Origin of the sequence: Pseudomonas sp. CCNWLW23 (assembly GCF_037095675.1) — a bacterium.
GTDB classification, from domain to species: Bacteria; Pseudomonadota; Gammaproteobacteria; order Pseudomonadales; family Pseudomonadaceae; genus Aquipseudomonas; species Aquipseudomonas atacamensis.
In genome coordinates this window covers 24,971-41,891 of sequence record NZ_JBAWKM010000018.1, presented here as the reverse complement: position 1 = coordinate 41,891, position 16,921 = coordinate 24,971, and the positions used below count along the sequence as shown (strand labels likewise).

Below are 16,921 nucleotides of genomic sequence, written 5' to 3'. Positions count from 1 at the left end.
TCACTGCCTTACACTGCCACGATGAAAACCATCCCCCACACACAAATCGCCGAACCGGCGGTCACCTGCTCGACCTGTGCGGCGTGCTGCTGCCAGCTCGAAGTGATGCTGATCACCGACACCGGCGTACCTGATCGCTTTATCGATACCGATGAATGGGGCGGCGAAGTGATGCTGCGTCTGGACGACGGCTGGTGCGCGGCGCTGGATCGCGACAGCATGATGTGCACGATCTATGAACGACGCCCGCTGATTTGCCGCGAGTTTGAAATGGGCGCGCCGGAGTGCATCGAAGAGCGCCGGGGTATTGCGACAGCCTACCGCTGATTTCTTTGACAACGCAGAAACAACTGTGGGAGCGAGCCTGCTCGCGAAGGCGGTGTGTCAGCCACCATTTGAATTGACTGACACTCGGCTTTCGCGAGCAGGCTCGCTCCCACGTTGGTTCCGCGTAGCGGCGTGTTACAGCGGCATTGTGTAATGCAGCGCGTAGCTTTCTACACCATCGTTGTCGCTGGACAGGCCGGCGTTGGAGTAGTGCGTGGCGCGGATGCCGACTTCGTGGCCGCCGTTGAAGCGCAGGCCGACACCGATGCGGTCTTCGAACTGGAAGGAGCCGCCCAGTTTGTTGCTTTCGTATTCGGTGTTGGAGAAGAACGCCGCGCCGATACCCGCTTCCACGTACGGTTTGACCGACTGACCGGCAAACTCGTAAACGAATACAGGCGAGAACGACAGGCTGTTGTTGCTGGAAGTCTTGTCACCTTCCCAGTACGTGTAGGCACCGCTCCAGTAGCCAGTCAGGCGACCCACGTCGCTCTGCAGCCAGCTCTTGTCCCAGTCGAAATTCATGCCTAAGCGATACGTCATTGTCGAATCGCTGGTACCGCCGACGGCGAATTCAACGCCAGCGGCTTGTGCAGAAATGCTTTGCCCCATCAGTGCGGCCGCAATCGCGGCCAAGCAGAATAGTCGCTTCACTTTGAAACTTCCTTTTCCGGAACGATCGTTTGGTTTTTAGTTGCTGCTGTCGCTATAGAAATCCGCGCTTGGTCAGAAGTTCAGCGTTTTTTTAGTTATTTCACATTTTTTTTACAAGTCGAAGTTTTGCACATTCGACGCAGTTTGGCCCAGCAACGGTAGGATTTTTCTGAGGGATTGCGGATCGCCGCTGGTCCAGAACTTCACAGGCTGGCTCGGACGTTGCGCCAGCAGATCACGCTCGGCGAGCAAGCGCTGCAACTGCCGGGCCACGGCAGCTCCGGTATCGATCAGGCTGACATCGTCGGCGATCATCGACCTGAGTAACGGCTTGAGGAAGGGATAGTGGGTGCAGCCAAGAATGATTGTGTCGCAGTTTTGCGCCAGCAATGGAGCGACGTAACCTTGCAATAAAGTGCGTAATTCGGCGCTGTGCAGATCACCCGTTTCGATCAGTTCGACCAGTCCCGGACAGGGCTGGGTGATGACTTTTATGTCAGCCGCGAAACGATCGAGCAACGCGGCAAACTTTGCGCTCTGCAATGTGCCGGTCGTGGCCAGGACGCCAACCACGCCGCTTCGCGTGGCCGCTGCGGCCGGTTTGACCGCCGGTTCCATGCCGACAATCGGCCAGTCCGGGAAATCACGACGCAGGTCGGCAACACCGGCCACGGTCGCGGTATTGCATGCCAGTACCAAAGCCTTGGCACCCTGCTGGTGAAAAAATCCTGCCATCGCACTGCAACGCTGGCGGATGAATTCCGGGGTTTTCTCGCCGTAAGGAATGTGCCCGCAATCGGCGACATAAAGCAGCGACTCGTTAGGCAGCAAGCGCTGAATTTCGCCGAGGACCGACAAGCCGCCGACCCCGGAATCGAACACGCCGATCGGCGCTTCACGCATGGCGGGCGCCACAGACGCTGCAGCCCGGATCGCGCTTGACGCGAAGCTCACGGAATCGCGAGCCCAAGGCGTCGATCAACAACAGTCGCCCCACCAATGGTTCACCAAAACCGACCAGCACCTTCAACGCTTCCAGCGCCTGCAAGCTGCCGACCAGACCGACCAATGGCCCGACCACGCCGGCCTCGCTGCAGGTCAGTTCGGCTTCGCTGCCGTGTCCGTACAGGCAGTGGTAGCAAGGGCTCTCGCCACGCCGTGGATCGAACACCGACAACTGCCCTTCCAGACGAATCGCCGCGCCACTGACCAGTGGCTTGCACGCGGCAACACAAGCGGCGTTAACCGCCTCGCGCGTGGAAAAGTTGTCCGAACAATCGAGCGCCAGATCCACCGCCGCCACCGCTGCGGCGAGGGAATCGGCGTCCAGCGCCTGACGATGAGCGACCAGTTGAATTTCGGGATTGATCGCGCCCAGGCGCTTGAGCGCCGAGTCGACCTTGGACATGCCGACACTGTCGGTGTCGTGAATGATCTGCCGTTGCAGATTGGTCAGATCGACCGTGTCGAAATCCGCCAGATGCAACTCGCCGACGCCTGCTGCCGCCAGATACAACGCCACCGGCGCGCCGAGACCGCCAAGGCCGACGATCAGCACGCGGCTGGCCTTGAGCTTCAGCTGCCCGTCGATGTCGATGTGTTGCAGCAGAATCTGCCGGCTGTAGCGCAGCAATTCCTGATCATTCAGCACGGCAGGCGCCCCAGACTGATGCGTTGATGGCCGCCCAGATCGGTGCGGCTGTGGACTTCTTCAAAGCCACGAGTGAGCAGTAGGTCACGCACGGCTTCGGCCTGATCATAGCCGTGTTCGAGCATCAGCCAGCCGCCGGTTTCAAGATGATCCGGCGCCTGCGCAACAATCAGGCGCAGATCGTCGAGGCCATCTTCACCGGCGATCAGCGCACTGGCCGGTTCGAAGCGTACATCGCCCTCGACCAGATGCGGATCGGCGGCGGCAATGTACGGCGGGTTGCTGATGATCAATTGGAAACGCTGGCCTTCAAGGGCGCTGAACCAATGGCTGCTCAGCACCGTAGCGTTGTTCAGGTGCAGACGCTGGCGGTTGCGTTCGGCCAGGGCCACGGCTTCGAGCACGCGATCCACAGCGGTGACCTTCCACGCCGGGCGTTCGCTGGCCAAAGCCAAAGCAATCGCGCCACTGCCGGTGCCCAGATCAAGAACCTTGGCCGGGGTTGCCGGCAGCAGCTCAAGGGCTGCCTCCACCAGCAGTTCGGTGTCCGGGCGCGGAATCAGCGTGTGCGGCGCGACTTCCAGATCGAGCTTCCAGAAGCCCTGCTGGCCGAGAATGTAGGCCACCGGTTCACCGCTACGCCGCCGTTGCAGATATTCGGCGAAGGTCAGCGCAGCCTCGCTTGGCACGATGCGCTCGGGCCAGGTGTGCAGAAAGCTGCGCGACTTGCCCAGTGCGGCGGCCAGGAGCAATTCAGCGTCCAGACGCGCAGTCGGCGAGTCCGGCAACTCGGCAGCGCGCAACAGGCTGGCGATGATGGTCATTTATTCACCTATCGCTGCGAGTTGGTCAGCCTGATATTCGGCCAGCAACGGCTCGATCACGGCTTCGACGCCACCGGCGAGAATTTCATCCAGCGAATACAGGGTCAGGTTGACGCGATGGTCGGTGACCCGACCCTGAGCATAGTTGTAGGTGCGGATGCGCTCGGATCGATCGCCGGAACCGACCAGCAACTTGCGCTCACTGGCAATCGCGTTGGCTGCCGCTGCGTTCTGCTGATCGTTGAGCTTGGCCGACAGCCACGCCATCGCCCGGGCACGGTTCTTGTGCTGGGAGCGTTCTTCCTGACACTCGACGACGGTGCCGGTCGGGATGTGGGTAATGCGGATCGCCGAATCGGTGGTGTTGACGTGCTGACCACCAGCGCCGGAGGAACGGAAAGTGTCGACACGCAGATCCGCCGGGTTGATCTCGATGGCTTCGCGCTCGTCCGGCTCGGGCAATACCGCCACGGTGCAGGCCGACGTGTGGATCCGGCCCTGGGATTCGGTGGCCGGTACGCGCTGGACGCGGTGTGCGCCGGATTCGAATTTCAACTTGCCGTAAACGTTGTCGCCTTCAATGCGCGCGATGACTTCTTTATAGCCGCCGTGTTCACCTTCGTTTTCCGAGAGGATCTCGACGCGCCAGCCACGCCGCTCGGCATAACGCGAGTACATGCGGAACAGGTCGCCGGAGAAGATCGCCGCCTCGTCGCCACCGGTGCCGGCGCGAATTTCGAGGAACACGTTGCGCCCGTCATTCGGATCTTTAGGCAGCAGCATGCGCTGCAGATCGGATTCCAGCGTGACCAGCAACTCCTTGGCTTCGCGAACTTCTTCCACGGCCATTTCGCGCATGTCCGGGTCGTTGTCCTTGAGCAGCGCCTGCGCGCCTTCAAGATCGCTTTGTACGCCGAGCAGCTTTTTATAGGCGGCCACTACCGGCTCGAGTTCGGCGTACTCCTTGGAATAGGCGCGGAATTTGGCCTGATCGGCAATGACTTCACCGTCGCCGAGCAGCGCGGTCAGTTCCTCGAAACGGTCCTGGAGAATGTCCAGCTTGTTGAGCAGTGACGCTTTCATTGCGGTTTTTTATCCGAAAAACTATCCGGTGAGCCCTCAAGGGCAAAGAGTTCCTGGGCCATGGCCAGCGCATCGAGGCGGCCTTCGGCAGACAGCTTTTTCAACTGCACGCTGGGCGCATGCAAGAGTTTGTTGGTCAGGCCACGGGCCAGTTGCCCGAGCACGTCTTCGGCGTTGCCGCCGTTGGCCAGCAGACGCAGGGCCTTCTGCAATTCCTCGTCTCGCAGGCGTTCGCTCTGTTGACGATAGGCCTTGAGCACATCGACCGCCGCCAGTTCGCGCAGGCGCACCATGAAATCGTCAGCGCCGACCGAGACCATTTCCTCCGCCGCTTGCGCAGCGCCCTGACGGCTCTTGAGGTTCTCGGCGACCACTTCGTGGAGATCGTCGACGCTGTACAGGTAAACGTCGTCGAGTTCGCCGACTTCCGGCTCGATATCGCGCGGTACGGCAATGTCGACCATGAAGATCGGCTTGTGCTTGCGCAGCTTCAGCGCACTTTCCACTGCACCCTTGCCGAGGATTGGCAACTGGCTGGCGGTCGAACTGATGACGATATCGCTGCGCACCAGCTCCGCCGGAATGTCCGAGAGCAGCACCGCGTGAGCGCCGAACTGCTCGGCCAACTGACTGGCGCGCTCCAGCGTGCGGTTGGCAACGACGATGCGCTTGACCCCCAGCTCATGCAAATGGCGCGCGACCAGCGTAATCGTCTCGCCGGCACCGATCAGCAGCGCCTGGCTGCGTTGCAGATCGCTGAAAATCTGTTTCGCCAGGCTCACTGCGGCAAACGCCACCGACACCGGGTTCTCGCCAATTGCAGTATCGGTACGCACCTGTTTGGCGGCATTGAACGTTGCCTGAAACAGCCGCCCCAGCAGCGGGCCGATGGTGCCGGCCTCGCGGGCCACGGCGTAGGCCGACTTCATCTGGCCGAGAATCTGCGGTTCGCCCAACACCAGCGAATCGAGCCCGGAGGCGACGCGCATCATGTGACGAACAGCCGCATCGTCTTCATGCACATAGGCACTGGCGCGCAGCTCGTCCAGGCTCAGATGGTGATAATCGGCCAGCCAGCGCAGCACGACTTCGGCCGACAGCTGATCCTGTTCTATATAAAGCTCACTGCGATTGCAGGTGGAGAGGATCGCGGCTTCGCGGCTGTCGGTCAGTCGGCAGAGCTGCTGCAAGGCCTCCACCAGCTGCTCAGGGGTAAAGGCCACGCGCTCGCGGACGTCTACTGAAGCAGTCTTGTGGTTAATACCGAGTGCAAGGAAGGCCATTCAAGGTCGCTGGTGGTGACGTGAAGCCGGCAATTGTCCTACTTCGAAAGATTCAGAACAACTACCGCTGACTATTGTCCCAATCGTCAGCCCCTATAATGGCCACAATTGAGTCTCGGTTATGTTTGGCCGAAGGCTTGTGTCATGATGATCCGACCGCAGGTTAGTCGTCCTCTTCCTATATGAATAGATCTTCCGCGTTGCTCCTCGCTTTTGTCTTCCTCAGCGGCTGCCAGGCCATGGCGCCCGTTGCGCCGGACGGCACCCCGCCGGTCGAAGACACCACGCCCGCACCTGAAAAGCCCAAGGTTTACGGCTCATTCAGCGAGGAAACCGTGTTCAGTCTGCTGAGCGCCGAACTCGCTGGCCAGCGCAATCGTTTCGACATTGCCCTGGACAATTACGTGACCCAGGCCATCAACACCCAGGATCCGGGCGTCTCCGAGCGGGCTTTCCGCATCGCCGAATATCTGGGCGCCGATCAACCGGCCCTCGACACCGCGCTGATCTGGGCGCGCAACGCGCCGGATGATCTCGAAGCGCAACGCGCCGCCGCCGTGCAACTGGCCCGCGCCGGGCGCTACGACGACTCCATGGTCTACATGGAGAAAGTCCTGCAGGGCAAGGGCGACACCCATTTCGATTTCCTTGCGTTGTCGGCCGCCGACACCGATCAGGAAACCCGCAACGGCCTGATGAAAAGCTTCGACCGTTTGCTTGAGCGCCACCCGAACAACAATCAGCTGATTTTCGGCAAGGCTCTGCTGTTGCAGCAGGACGGCGACAATCAAGGTGCGCTGACTCTACTCGAAGACAACCCGCCGGAAGATGGCGAGATCGCACCGATCCTGCTGCGTGCGCGCCTGCTTCAATTGCTCAACCGTGGCGACGAAGCGCTGCCGCTGTTGCAGAAAAGCATCAGGAAATACCCGGAAGACAAGCGCCTGCGCCTGACTTACGCGCGCATGCTCGTCGAACAGGACCGCATGGACGACGCCAAGGCCGAATTCTCCACCCTCGTTCAGCAATACCCGGAAGACGATGAACTGCGTTATTCGCTGGCGCTGGTGTGCCTGGAAGCCAAGGCGTGGGATGAGGCCAAGGGTTATCTGGAAGACCTGATCGCTCGCGAAAGCCATGTCGATTCGGCGCACCTGAACCTCGGCCGAATTGCCGAAGAGCGCAATGACCCACAAGGCGCGCTCATCGAATACGCACAGGTCGGCCCGGGCAATGACTATCTGCCGGCACAGCTGCGTCAGGCCGATATCCTGATGAGCAACGGCAAGACCGCTGAAGCGCAGAGCAAGCTGGCGGCCGAGCGTGACGAGCAACCGGATTACGCGATCCAGCTGTATCTGATCGAATCGGAAAGCCTGTCGGCCAACAAACAGGACGACAAGGCCTGGAAGGTTCTGCAACAAGCGCTGCAGAAATACCCGGACGATCTCAATCTGCTTTACACCCGCGCCATGCTCGCGGAGAAACGCAATGATCTGGCGCAAATGGAGAAAGACCTGCGCCTGATCATCAAGCGCGACCCGGACAACGCCATGGCGCTCAATGCGCTGGGCTACACCTTGTCCGATCGCACCACCCGCTACGCTGAAGCGAAAACGCTGATCGAGCAGGCGCACCAGATCAATCCGGAAGACCCGGCGGTACTCGACAGCCTCGGCTGGGTGAACTATCGCCTGGGCAATCTGGACGATGCGGAGAAATACCTGCGCCAGGCGCTCGAGCGTTTCCCCGACCACGAAGTCGCCGCGCACCTTGGCGAAGTCCTCTGGGCCAAGGGCAATCAACGCGAAGCCAAACAAGTGTGGGGCAAGTTCCTCAAGGATCAGCCCGACAGCACCATTCTGCGCAGCACCATCAAGCGCCTGACCGGATCCGAGAATCTTTAAACCATGCTTTTGCGCCACGTTATTGTTTTCAGCTTCATCGCCCTGCTCGCCGGCTGCTCGGGGTTCGGCACTCGCGAATCGGTCGAGGGCCACGGCAGCCCGGCCCAGTGGGCGGCAAACAAACAGCAACTGACCGGCCTCGACGGCTGGCAGATCGACGGCAAGATCGGCATCCGCGCGCCGAAGGATTCCGGCAGCGGCACGCTGTTCTGGCTGCAACGTCAGGATTACTACGACATTCGCCTGTCCGGCCCGCTGGGTCGTGGTGCGGCACGGCTGACGGGGCGTCCGGGCAAAGTATCACTGGAAGTCGCTAACCAGGGCCGCTACGAATCGCAATCTCCTGAAGCCCTGCTCGAAGAACAGCTGGGCTGGAAATTGCCGGTATCCAATCTGGCCTGGTGGGTTCGTGGCCTGCCCGCTCCGGAAAGCAAAAGTCGCTTGAACCTGGACGCCAACAGTCGTCTGGCCAGCCTTGAGCAGGACGGCTGGAAAGTCGAATACACCGCCTACACCGAACAGAATGGTTACTGGCTCCCCGAGCGCATCAAGCTGCACGGCACCGACCTTGACGTAACGCTGGTGATCAAGACCTGGCAACCCCGCAAGTTGGGGCAATAAAGCATGACCGCTGCACGCCTGACCCTGCCCTCACCGGCCAAACTCAACTTGATGCTGCACATTCTCGGTCGCCGTGAAGACGGTTATCACGAATTGCAGACGCTGTTTCAATTCCTCGATTACGGCGATGAACTCACTTTCGCCGTGCGCGATGACGGCGCGATTCAACTGCACACCGAGTTCGCCGGCGTGCCCCACGACAGCAACCTGATCGTGCGCGCGGCGAAGATGTTGCAGCAACAGTCCGGCTGCGCGCTCGGCATCGACATCTGGATCGACAAAGTCCTGCCCATGGGCGGCGGCATCGGTGGCGGCAGTTCGAATGCGGCGACGACCCTGCTCGGGCTAAACCATTTGTGGCAACTGGGCTGGGATGAAGATCGCCTGGCGGAACTGGGCCTGTCACTGGGCGCCGACGTACCGGTGTTCGTCCGTGGCCATGCGGCATTTGCCGAGGGCGTCGGCGAGAAACTGACCCCGGTCGAACCCGAAGAACCGTGGTATCTGGTGCTCGTGCCGCAAGTCGCTGTTAGTACGGCAGAAATTTTTTCCGATCCTTTGTTGACACGTAACACACCGCCCATTAAAGTGCGCCCCGTTCCCGAGGGAAACAGTCGAAATGACTGCTTGCCGGTGGTAGCAAGGCGTTATCCAGAGGTACGTAACGCATTGGATTTGTTAGGTAAATTTACCGAAGCAAAGCTCACCGGAACTGGAAGTTGTGTGTTTGGGGGCTTCCCAAGCAAAGCTGAAGCTGATAAAGTCTCGGCCCTTCTGACAGAGACCCTTACAGGGTTTGTAGCGAAAGGAAGCAACGTTTCGATGTTGCATCGCAAGCTGCAAAGTCTGCTCTAAAGGAATCAAGTGCCCGGCACTTGAAAGCAACAGATACAGGGGCGTCGCCAAGCGGTAAGGCAGCAGGTTTTGATCCTGCCATGCGTTGGTTCGAATCCAGCCGCCCCTGCCATTTTCTCTACTCATCCAGGTTACCCTCAGCCTCTAGGTACTGCGCGTGTCCAAGATGATGGTCTTTACGGGGAATGCCAACCCCGATCTGGCTCGGCGTGTCGTACGTCAGCTGCATATCCCTCTCGGTGACATCTCTGTCGGCAAATTTTCCGACGGCGAAATCACAGCCGAGATCAATGAAAACGTTCGCGGTAAAGACGTCTTCATTATTCAGCCGACCTGCGCTCCGACCAACGATAACCTGATGGAACTGGTAGTGATGGCTGACGCCTTCCGCCGCTCCTCGGCTACTCGTATCACTGCTGTTATTCCTTATTTTGGTTATGCCCGTCAGGATCGCCGTCCGCGTTCCGCACGTGTGGCTATAAGCGCGAAAGTCGTTGCTGACATGCTTACCGTAGTCGGCATCGACCGTGTTCTCACGGTTGATCTGCATGCTGACCAGATTCAGGGCTTCTTCGATATTCCGGTAGATAACATCTACGGCTCCCCGGTTCTGGTGGATGACATCGAAGATCAGCGCTTCGAAAACCTGATGATCGTGTCCCCGGACATTGGTGGCGTCGTGCGTGCACGGGCTGTTGCCAAGTCGCTGGGCGTCGATCTCGGGATCATCGACAAACGCCGTGAGAAAGCCAATCACTCTGAAGTGATGCATATCATCGGTGATGTCGAAGGGCGTACCTGTATTCTCGTCGATGACATGGTCGATACCGCCGGCACCCTGTGCCACGCGGCCAAGGCCCTGAAAGAGCATGGCGCAGCCAAGGTCTTTGCCTACTGCACACACCCTGTGCTGTCGGGCCGGGCCATCGAGAATATCGAAAATTCCGTGCTGGACGAGCTGGTGGTGACCAACACCATCCCGCTGTCCGCTGCAGCACAAGCCTGTGCACGTATCCGTCAACTGGATATCGCACCGGTTGTTGCCGAAGCGGTTCGCCGCATCAGCAATGAAGAATCGATCAGCGCGATGTTCCGTTAAGGGCCCTGCCCTTCGCGAAATGTCTCGTTGACGAAAAGCGCCCCGCCCCGGCATTCCTGTCGGGGCGGGGCTTTTTTGCCCATACCGTGTTCGGCGCTGGTCGCAAACGCCACTCGGTCATGGCTATTTTGGAGATACAAAATGAACGATTTTACTCTGAATGCTGAAGTGCGTTCCGACCTGGGGAAAGGTGCGAGCCGCCGCCTGCGTCGTCTCGCCGCTCTGGTTCCAGCTGTTGTTTACGGTGGCGACAAAGCCCCTGAATCCATCAGCATGCTGGCCAAAGAAGTTGCCAAACTGCTCGAAAACGAAGCGGCTTACAGCCACATCATCGAGCTGAACGTTGGTGGCACCAAGCAGAACGTCATCATCAAGGCTCTGCAGCGTCACCCGGCCAAAGGCCACGTGATGCACGCTGACTTCGTACGCGTTGTTGCCGGCCAGAAACTGACCGCCATCGTGCCTGTACACTTTGTTGGCGAAGAAGCTCCAGTGAAGAAAGGCGGCGAAGTTTCGCACGTTGTTGCTGAAATCGAAGTGACCTGCCTGCCAAAAGATCTGCCTGAGTTCATCGAAGTCGACCTGTCGAAAGCAGAAATCGGCACCATCATTCACCTGTCGGACCTCAAAGCTCCTAAAGGTGTTGAGTTCGTTGCTCTGGCACACGGCGATGACAAGGCTGTTGCCAACGTCCACGCTCCACGTGTTGCTGCAGAACCTACCGAAGAAGGCGAAGCAGAGTAATTCACTCTGTCATGCCGGAGTGAGCAAGTAACATCGCGGACTGGAACGTAGCGAGAAAGCGGGCGAGAACGCGGAGTTTACATCCATGGTAAATGAGCATTTTTCGTCCACTTTCGCCGCTTTCCCCGATCGCGGCGATGTTATCCACCACTCCAAGGAAGGGCCCCTATCGTGACTGCCATCAAACTGATCGTTGGCCTAGGAAATCCAGGCGCTGAATACGAACAGACCCGGCATAACGCAGGGGCCCTTTTTGTTGAGCGCATCGCCCATGCACAGAATGTGAATCTTGTGGCCGATCGCAAATATTTCGGCCTGACCGGGCGCTACTCGCATCAAGGTCAGGATGTTCGTCTGCTGATTCCCACCACCTACATGAACCGCAGCGGCCAGGCCGTGGCGGCACTCGCCGGTTTCTTCCGCATCAAGCCTGAAGAAATCCTCGTGGCGCATGACGAACTCGACTTGCCTCCGGGCGTTGCCAAGCTCAAGCAGGGCGGCGGCCATGGCGGTCACAACGGGTTGCGCGACATCATTGCGCAACTGGGCAATCAGAATACGTTCTACCGCCTGCGGCTTGGCATCGGCCACCCGGGCGTTGCCAGTATGGTTTCAAATTTCGTCCTGGGTCGTGCGCCACGCGCCGAACAGGAAAAACTCGATGCCAGCATCGACTTTGCCCTCGGCGTGCTGCCGGATATCCTCGCCGGGGAATGGAACCGCGCGATGAAAAACCTGCACAGCCAGAAGGCCTGACTTTTACCCGAGGGGAAACACCATGGGATTCAATTGCGGCATCGTCGGCCTGCCTAACGTCGGCAAGTCCACCCTGTTCAACGCCCTGACCAAATCCGGTATCGCGGCCGAGAACTTCCCCTTCTGCACCATCGAGCCGAACAGCGGCATCGTGCCGATGCCGGATCCGCGTCTGGAAGCGCTGGCGGCCATCGTCAATCCCAAGCGCATCCTGCCGACCACAATGGAATTCGTCGACATCGCCGGCCTCGTCGCCGGCGCCTCGAAAGGTGAAGGCCTGGGCAACAAGTTCCTGGCCAACATCCGCGAAACCGACGCTATCGCTCACGTGGTGCGCTGCTTCGAAGACGACAACGTGATCCACGTGTCCAACAGCGTCGACCCGAAACGCGACATCGAAATCATCGACCTGGAACTGATCTTCGCCGACCTCGACAGCTGCGAGAAGCAACTGCAGAAAGTCGCGCGCAACGCCAAGGGCGGTGACAAGGACGCCGTGGTTCAGAAGGCTCTGCTCGAGCAACTGATCGCGCACTTCACCGAAGCCAAGCCGGCACGCAGCCTGATGAAGAACATGAGCGCTGACGAAAAGGCAGTGATCAAGGGCTTCCACCTGCTGACCACCAAGCCGGTCATGTACATCGCCAACGTGGCTGAAGACGGCTTCGAGAACAACCCGCACTTGGACGTGGTCAAGGCCATCGCCGAAGAAGAAGGCGCCATGGTCGTTCCGGTGTGCAACAAGATCGAAGCGGAAATCGCCGAGCTCGACGACGGCGAAGAGAAGGACATGTTCCTCGAGGCCTTGGGCCTGGAAGAGCCTGGCCTGAACCGCGTGATCCGCGCCGGCTACGAAATGCTCCACCTGCAGACCTACTTCACCGCCGGTGTCGAAGAAGTCCGCGCCTGGACCGTCAAGGTCGGTGCCACCGCCCCACAGGCCGCTGGCGTGATCCACACCGACTTCGAAAAAGGCTTCATCCGTGCCGAAGTCATCGCCTACAACGACTTCATCCAGTACAAAGGCGAAGCTGGCGCCAAAGAAGCCGGCAAATGGCGTCTGGAAGGCAAGGATTACATCGTCAAGGACGGCGACGTGATGCACTTCCGCTTCAACGTCTAAGCAACAGCCGGGCAAGAAAAAGCCGCGTTTCATACGCGGCTTTTTTGTGCCTGAAATTCAGTGACTGAGTACATTTCCCTGTGGGAGCGAGCCTGCTCGCGAATGTGGCGTGTAAGCTAAGCATTCGTCAACTGACCCACCCATTCGCGAGCAGGCTCGCTCCCACAGTTCGATTCGTCTGTTCAGGCCTTTCTGGTACGCGGTAAAAAGATCGCCAACACACCAAACAACGGCAAGAACGAGCACAGGAAGTACACATACTCAATCCCGTGCACATCCGCCAGATGCCCGAGCAGCGCGGCACCAATCCCGCCGAAACCGAACATCAGGCCGAAGAAGATCCCGGCAATCATCCCGACATTACCCGGCACCAGTTCCTGCGCGTACACAACGATCGCCGAGAAAGCCGACGCCAGAATGAAGCCGATCACCACGCTGAGAATGCTGGTCCAGAACAGATCGACATGCGGCAGGATCAAGGTGAACGGCGCGACGCCGAGGATGGAAAACCAGATCACTGCCTTGCGCCCGATCTTGTCCCCGATCGGCCCGCCGAAGAACGTCCCCGCCGCCACTGCGCCCAGGAAAAGAAACAAGTGCAGCTGCGAGCTGGCCACCGACAGGTCGAACTTCTCGATCAGGTAGAAAGTGAAGTAGCTGGTGAAACTGGCCATGTAGAAATACTTGGAGAACACCAGCAGCCCCAGGACCACCAAGGCACTGGTCACCCTGCCCTTCGACAAGCCGTGCGTCGCCGCCTGGCCGGCCTTGAGCTTGAACAGGTTCAGGTGATTGGCGTACCAGCGGCTGATGCGGTAAAGCACGAACAGCGCAAACACCGCGAACAGACCGAACCACGCCACATTGCCCTGGCCGAAGGGAATGATGATCGCTGCCGCCAGCAACGGGCCGAACGCGGAGCCGGCATTGCCGCCGACCTGAAAGGTCGATTGCGCCAGACCAAACCGGCCGCCCGAGGCCAGTCGCGCAACACGCGAGGCTTCCGGGTGAAAGGTTGACGAGCCAATGCCGATCAGCGCCGCCGCCAGCAGAATCAATGGGAAGCTGCCGACCACCGACATCATCAGAATGCCGATCAACGTACACACCGTGCCCGCCGGCAACAGCCACGGTTTGGGGTGGCGATCAGTGTGGTAACCGACCCACGGCTGCAACAGCGACGCGGTCAACTGGAAGGTCAAGGTGATCAGGCCGACCTGGGTGAAGGTCAGGCCATAGTTGGCTTTGAGCATTGGGTAGATCGACGGCAGAACCGACTGGATCAGGTCATTGATCAGATGCGCCAGCGCCACCGCGCCGATGATGCGCATCACCAAGGGGCTGCTTTGCGGAGCAGCGGTCGCCGAGGCAGCGGCGGTCTGAACGTTGCTGATAGCCATGGAAAATTCCGGACAGCAGATGGGTGCCCGCAGGCAGGTGCGTCAATGTGCCATTTTTCGGTGCGCCAGCGCTATCCCCTTAGCCAGCTAACTAAGTTATTGATGACACACCACCGTGTAGGAGCTGCCGAAGGCTGCGATCTTTTGATCTTGCTTCTAAGCATCAAAGTCAAAAGATCGCAGCCTTCGGCAGCTCCTACAGGGGATCGCTGGTGGCGAAGGTGATAGCGCAACGCCATGGTCTGAATCTTGCCTTGCTTCTGCCCTTGAACACGATCGCCTTACAAAGGCGCTCGACAATGGGAAGTTTCGCTACAGAGCCGGCCTACAGAGCTGGCATGGGTGAACTTTCGAGGCCTTTTAGAGGGCACAGGTCGCAGCCGAAAGGTTCGCGATGCACGCCAATGGTGCGTGGTGTCCAGAGGAGTCATGAGGCATGCAGGCTTTCCTTTCACCGGGGATCAAATTGCTGGGGCGGTTTGGCTTCGCAGGTAAATTCCAATTGTTGTTTCTGCTGTTCATTCTGCCGCTGGCCGGCAGCCTGTTGATGATCGGCCATGACTATCGCGAGAAGCTCAATCTGATCGCCGGCGAACGTGCCGGCGTGCGTCAGCTGCTCGCGCTGGATGCGCTGGACAACCTGCTCGCCGCTCAACGCGACCGCGCCGCCCGCTGGCGCGCCACCGAGACCAATCGTCAGCCGACACCGGCCACCCTCGCCGCCATGGCTGCCTTCGACGGCGTGCAACCGGCGGTGCTGCAAGCCACCACCGAGCTGGGCAATGCTCTGAACCAGCAAGGCGCCGACGGCGCAATCCTCGAACGCTTTCAGGCGCTGCAAACCGCACTCAATGGCCTTGATTCGAAAAGCCTCAGCAGTGTCGGCTGGTGGCCGGACGGTTATGACCGCTTCACCAATGCCCTGGGCGCGCTGCAAGCCTTACGCGAGCAGATCGTCATGGACAATCGCCTGACCCTCGCGCCGTGGCTGGAAACCTACCTGCTGACGCAGATTTCCACGCAACACGCGCCGGACCTGATCGAGCGGGTCGGCCGTCTCGCCGCGGTCGGCCAGGCTTCGGTCGTCTCCGGGCAGTTCACCCTGCAGAGCCGCCTGCAGTTGCGCGACCTGCGCAGTCGCATCGGGGACGCCCGCGAGCAACTGGTGAAAACCGCCGGCCTGCTGGAGGCGCATCTGCCAGCCGAGCTGCAAGCCTGGGCTGGCCAGTATCACGACAGCCTGAAACACCTCGACAGCGGCCTGAAAGTTCTCGACGACGGTGTGTTTGGCGGCAGCATCAACCTCAAGCCAGAGGACTTCGAACGCAGCCTCGACGCGCTGCTCACCGACCTCGCTTCCCTGCGCCAGCAATCCCTGGTCGCGCTGGATCAGCGGCTCGATGCTTATTACAGCTCGGCGATCCGCCAGTTCATTCTTGTCGCCGCAATCTTCGGTTGCCTGCTGCTGGCCGCGTTGTACCTGTTCGTCTGCCTGCAAGCCTCGATCCGCCGCAGTGCCAGCGGCATCACCTTGCTCGCTGAGGCCTTGCGCGACGGCAACCTGAGCCTGCAAGTGCCGGTGGTGGGGCGCGATGAGCTGGCAGCGATCAGCACCGCGCTCAACGTCGCCGTGGTGCAACTGCGCAGCAGCATGCTCGGCGTCGACCACGAAACCTCGCAGTTGAGCAACGCGGTACGCAGCCTCAACCAACACTCCAGCGGCGCCCTTAGCGAAGTCGAGGCGCAGCAGTTGCAGATCAGCCAGATTGCCGCTGCCGCCACGCAATTGGCCGCCACCTCGCAAGGCGTCGCGCAGAGTTGCGAACAGGCCTCCGGCAGCGCCCAGCAGACCCGGCGCATCGCCGCCGACAGCAGCCGCGACAGCCAGCGCACCACGGCCAGCATTCAGCAGCTCAATCAGCGCCTGAACGACACCGCCGCGGCGCTGGGCCGGGTCAGCGAGCAAGGCCAGCAGATTCAACTGGTCGTGGACACCATTCGCGGCGTCGCCGAGCAGACCAACCTGCTCGCACTCAACGCCGCCATCGAAGCCGCCCGCGCCGGCGAACAGGGTCGCGGCTTTGCCGTGGTCGCCGACGAGGTGCGCAGCCTCTCGCAACGCACGCAATCGTCCACCGCGCAGATCGCCGGCACTGTCGACAGCCTGCGTGCCACGGTCAACGAAGCGGTGAGCCTGATGGAAGCCGCGTGCGGGCAGGCGCAGTCGGATGCCGAAGCGGTCACCGGCCTCGGGGAACGTCTGGGTGAAATCGCCAGCGCCGTGCAGAGCGTCACCGACACCCTCGCGCAGATCGCCACGGCGGTTGAAGAGCAGGCGAGCACCGCCGATGAAGTCAGCGGCAATATCCAACAGGTCGATCAGGCCGCCGTGCGTTTGCTTGAAGGTGCACGGGCCGTAAACCTCGCGGCGGACACCTTGAGCCAGGGCAGCGAAGCCCTGAGCGCCAATACCGCCAGATTCCAACTGCGCTGACGCCCTCCCCGGCCCCGATTTTCGGGGCTGGAGGATAAGCGGTTGAAAACAGGAAGAAATATTTTCGATTTACGCTTGACGCTTTGCCATTTCAGGGGAA

Annotated in this window: 16 protein-coding genes and 1 tRNA gene; 10 read left to right on the top strand and 7 right to left on the bottom strand. The window is 60.1% G+C overall.

The genetic code is table 11. From position 1 onward, the window contains the following. The first annotated feature begins 21 nt into the window (after positions 1-21). Positions 22-327, top strand: coding sequence for a YkgJ family cysteine cluster protein (locus tag V8J63_RS20865; RefSeq protein ID WP_024014290.1), 306 nt, complete (start codon positions 22-24; stop codon positions 325-327). A gap of 135 nt (positions 328-462) precedes the next feature. On the opposite strand, the gene V8J63_RS20860 is transcribed toward V8J63_RS20865, so the two are convergent. The 6 genes from V8J63_RS20860 to hemA all read right to left on the bottom strand — a co-directional run bounded on the left by V8J63_RS20860 (position 463) and on the right by hemA (position 5,822). Then, a complete protein-coding gene (locus tag V8J63_RS20860; protein WP_122507863.1) occupies positions 463-981 on the bottom strand; it encodes an acyloxyacyl hydrolase in 519 nt (172 codons plus the stop codon). 111 nt (positions 982-1,092) lie between these two features. Further along, positions 1,093-1,884: a glutamate racemase gene (gene murI / locus V8J63_RS20855; RefSeq protein ID WP_336464573.1), complete on the bottom strand. Its 792-nt coding sequence runs from the start codon at positions 1,882-1,884 to the stop codon at positions 1,093-1,095. Further along, positions 1,877-2,632, bottom strand: coding sequence for a molybdopterin-synthase adenylyltransferase MoeB (locus V8J63_RS20850; RefSeq protein WP_130888178.1), 756 nt, complete (start codon positions 2,630-2,632; stop codon positions 1,877-1,879). Before V8J63_RS20850 ends, murI begins: the two co-directional genes overlap by 8 nt. After that, entirely contained in the window at positions 2,626-3,456 is an 831-nt protein-coding gene (prmC, locus tag V8J63_RS20845) for a peptide chain release factor N(5)-glutamine methyltransferase (RefSeq protein ID WP_130888177.1), read from the bottom strand. The genes V8J63_RS20850 and prmC overlap by 7 nt, the downstream gene beginning before the upstream one ends. After that, positions 3,457-4,539 (bottom strand): peptide chain release factor 1, encoded by a 1,083-nt coding sequence (gene prfA / locus V8J63_RS20840; protein ID WP_129997684.1) that lies wholly within the window; start codon positions 4,537-4,539, stop codon positions 3,457-3,459. Beyond that, positions 4,536-5,822, bottom strand: a complete 1,287-nt coding sequence (hemA, locus tag V8J63_RS20835; protein WP_336464572.1) for a glutamyl-tRNA reductase — start codon at positions 5,820-5,822, stop codon at positions 4,536-4,538. The genes prfA and hemA overlap by 4 nt, the downstream gene beginning before the upstream one ends. 182 nt (positions 5,823-6,004) lie before the next feature. On the opposite strand from hemA, the gene V8J63_RS20830 reads away from it, so the two are divergent. The 8 genes from V8J63_RS20830 (at position 6,005) to ychF (ending at position 12,927) form a co-directional block, all read left to right on the top strand. Further along, positions 6,005-7,729 carry a tetratricopeptide repeat protein gene (locus tag V8J63_RS20830; RefSeq protein ID WP_041480005.1) on the top strand — a complete coding sequence of 575 codons (1,725 nt, stop codon included), beginning with the start codon at positions 6,005-6,007 and terminating at the stop codon, positions 7,727-7,729. A gap of 3 nt (positions 7,730-7,732) precedes the next feature. Continuing rightward, the gene (gene lolB / locus V8J63_RS20825) at positions 7,733-8,350 is read left to right on the top strand and encodes a lipoprotein insertase outer membrane protein LolB (RefSeq protein WP_123444159.1); all 618 of its coding nucleotides are present in this window, start codon (positions 7,733-7,735) and stop codon (positions 8,348-8,350) included. 3 nt (positions 8,351-8,353) lie between these two features. Continuing rightward, positions 8,354-9,205 carry a 4-(cytidine 5'-diphospho)-2-C-methyl-D-erythritol kinase gene (ispE, locus tag V8J63_RS20820; RefSeq protein ID WP_130902206.1) on the top strand — a complete coding sequence of 284 codons (852 nt, stop codon included), beginning with the start codon at positions 8,354-8,356 and terminating at the stop codon, positions 9,203-9,205. A gap of 37 nt (positions 9,206-9,242) precedes the next feature. Continuing rightward, positions 9,243-9,317 (top strand) — tRNA-Gln (locus tag V8J63_RS20815). 45 nt (positions 9,318-9,362) lie between these two features. Further along, positions 9,363-10,304 (top strand): ribose-phosphate pyrophosphokinase, encoded by a 942-nt coding sequence (locus V8J63_RS20810; protein ID WP_003171603.1) that lies wholly within the window; start codon positions 9,363-9,365, stop codon positions 10,302-10,304. Positions 10,305-10,445: 141 nt separating this feature from the next. Then, positions 10,446-11,048 (top strand): 50S ribosomal protein L25/general stress protein Ctc, encoded by a 603-nt coding sequence (locus tag V8J63_RS20805; protein ID WP_024014298.1) that lies wholly within the window; start codon positions 10,446-10,448, stop codon positions 11,046-11,048. A gap of 171 nt (positions 11,049-11,219) precedes the next feature. Continuing rightward, on the top strand, positions 11,220-11,804 hold the full coding sequence (pth, locus tag V8J63_RS20800; protein ID WP_016773203.1) for an aminoacyl-tRNA hydrolase: 585 nt from the start codon (positions 11,220-11,222) through the stop codon (positions 11,802-11,804). A 22-nt stretch (positions 11,805-11,826) separates the two neighbouring features. Continuing rightward, on the top strand, positions 11,827-12,927 hold the full coding sequence (gene ychF, locus V8J63_RS20795; RefSeq protein WP_016773202.1) for a redox-regulated ATPase YchF: 1,101 nt from the start codon (positions 11,827-11,829) through the stop codon (positions 12,925-12,927). Positions 12,928-13,109: 182 nt separating this feature from the next. Here the strand turns inward: ychF and V8J63_RS20790 are convergent, their stop codons facing one another. Continuing rightward, a complete protein-coding gene (locus tag V8J63_RS20790) occupies positions 13,110-14,327 on the bottom strand; it encodes an MFS transporter (RefSeq protein ID WP_073473520.1) in 1,218 nt (405 codons plus the stop codon). A gap of 436 nt (positions 14,328-14,763) precedes the next feature. Here V8J63_RS20790 and V8J63_RS20785 point away from each other — a divergent pair, with 436 nt between their 5' ends. Next, complete coding sequence (locus V8J63_RS20785; RefSeq protein WP_336464571.1) at positions 14,764-16,821, top strand: methyl-accepting chemotaxis protein; 2,058 nt, start codon at positions 14,764-14,766, stop codon at positions 16,819-16,821. Positions 16,822-16,921 lie beyond the last annotated feature (100 nt).